General features: G+C 36.6%; 1 tRNA gene and 1 pseudogene (1 of these 2 cut by a window edge). One reads left to right on the plus strand and one right to left on the minus strand.

From position 1 onward, the window contains the following. Positions 1 to 72 (minus strand) — tRNA-Arg (locus COU51_01075). Between the two features lie 90 nt (positions 73 to 162). Here COU51_01075 and COU51_01080 point away from each other — a divergent pair. Next, positions 163 to 2,149 (plus strand): annotated as a pseudogene (locus COU51_01080) (DNA helicase RecG); it runs 77 nt beyond the window's last position.

Genomic DNA, 2,149 nt, shown 5'->3' on the forward strand with positions numbered 1-2,149 from the left:
TGCTCTCGACAGGAATCGAACCTGTATTACAAGATCCGCAATCTTGCGTTCTATCCGTTGAACTACGAGAGCATTTCTAATAATATAGCACAAATCCGATAAAAAATCAAGAGCTTTTACAATACTTGAAAAATATCCTCTTTTTATATAAAATCTGATTATATGAAGGAGCTCGATAAACCCGTCGGAGAAATAAATTTTTATTGCCGGCAAATACAAAAAAAGTTAAAAAACCTTGGGCTTGCGACAATCCGCGACCTGCTTTTGCATTATCCTTTCCGCTATGAAGATTTAAGTAAAATAAAAAAAATAAAAGAGCTCCTGCCAAATGATGTCGCAATAATAAAGGTAACGGTGGAGTCTATCAGAAATTTTAAAAGCCCAAAAAACTATAAAAAAATAACCGAAGCCATATTAAACGACGAATCAGGAAAAATAAAAGCTATTTGGTTCAACCAATGGTATCTAAAAGATAAAAATATTATAAATCCGGGAGACGAACTTTTTCTGGTCGCTAAAAATATCTCGTCTCTGGAACTTGTCAGCCCGGAATATGAAAAAGTAAGCGATAATCCAAGCCACTGCGGGAGAATCGTACCTATCTATCCCCTGACTTATGGCATCTCCCAAAAGCAGGTACGCACAGCAATAAAATTCGCGCTTCCCTTTATTGATTTTTTGGAAGAAAGTTTGCCCAAAGAAATAATTGCAAAAAATAACCTACTTGAGATAAAAGATGCGATTTTAAATATTCACTTCCCTTCTTCAATGGAAATATGCCAAAAAGCAAGAGAACGCCTGGCCTTTGACGAACTTTTTATGAATCAGTTAAAGAATTTTTGGCTGAAAAATGAATTAAAGAATAAAAGCTCATATCCTATAAACTTTCATGGAAAAGAAATAAAAAAATTTGTTTCCGAACTTCCATTCGAGCTTACTTTGGCGCAGAGAAAATCGTCATGGGAAATACTGCAAGATATTACGGAGCCATACCCGATGAATCGACTCTTAAATGGAGATGTCGGCTCCGGTAAAACACTTGTTGCGGCTATCGCAATGTATAACTCCGTGCTTTCCGGCTTGCAATCCGTATTGCTTGCGCCAACGGAAATACTGGCGGAACAACACTATCAAACTTTCTGCCAAATTTTTACCGACTTAAATATAAAAATCGGACTTGTAACGCGAGGCAATAAGATGATGAATTATGAATCAGGAATTATGAATAATGGAAGAAAAAAAATAGATGCAAATCATATTACCACTAATTCTGACATCATAATCGGTACACATGCGCTTATTCAAGAAAATATAAAATTTAGAAAACTGGCATTAACCGTAATTGATGAACAGCATAGGTTTGGGGTAGAGCAACGCGCAAAATTATCTTCCTGTCAAGAGAGTAGCAAGTATCCTCATCTGCTTTCGATGACCGCGACACCAATTCCACGAACATTGTCTTTAATACAATACAGCGACCTTGATATATCTCTTTTAGACGAGCTTCCGCAAGGTAGAAAAAAAATAAAAACAATTGTCGTCGGACCGGAGAAACGGATTTCGGCATATGAATTTATTAAAAAACAACTCAATGAGGGCAGACAAGCGTTTGTCGTTTGCCCGCTTATAGATGAGTCGGACAAACTCGGAGTAAAATCAGTGACAAAAGAATATAAAAAATTGAATGAAAAAATTTTTCCCGATATAGATATTGGATTTTTGCATGGCAAATTAAAATCTGCAAAAAAAACCAACATAATGCAAAAATTTAAAAACCAGGAAATAAAAATTCTTGTTTCTACTTCGGTTGTAGAAGTAGGCGTTGATGTAGCAAATGCGACTATTATGATGATTGAGGGCGCAGAACGGTTTGGGCTAGCACAGCTTCACCAATTTAGAGGACGAGTGGGTAGGAGTGAACACCAATCATACTGTCTGCTTTTCCCTACCGATAGCTCAACCCGCCGATTAAAAGAAATGGAAAATATAAATGATGGATTTCGGTTGGCAGAGCTTGATTTGCAATTGCGCGGTCCCGGACAAATTTACGGAAAAGAGCAATCTGGAAAAATAGAATTCAAGCTGGCAGATATGAATAATATGTTTTTAATAAAAAAAGCGCAAAACAGCGCGAAAGAAATTTTGGAAA

The sequence above is a fragment of the Parcubacteria group bacterium CG10_big_fil_rev_8_21_14_0_10_36_14 genome, from assembly GCA_002772895.1.
GTDB lineage: Bacteria > Patescibacteriota > Patescibacteriia.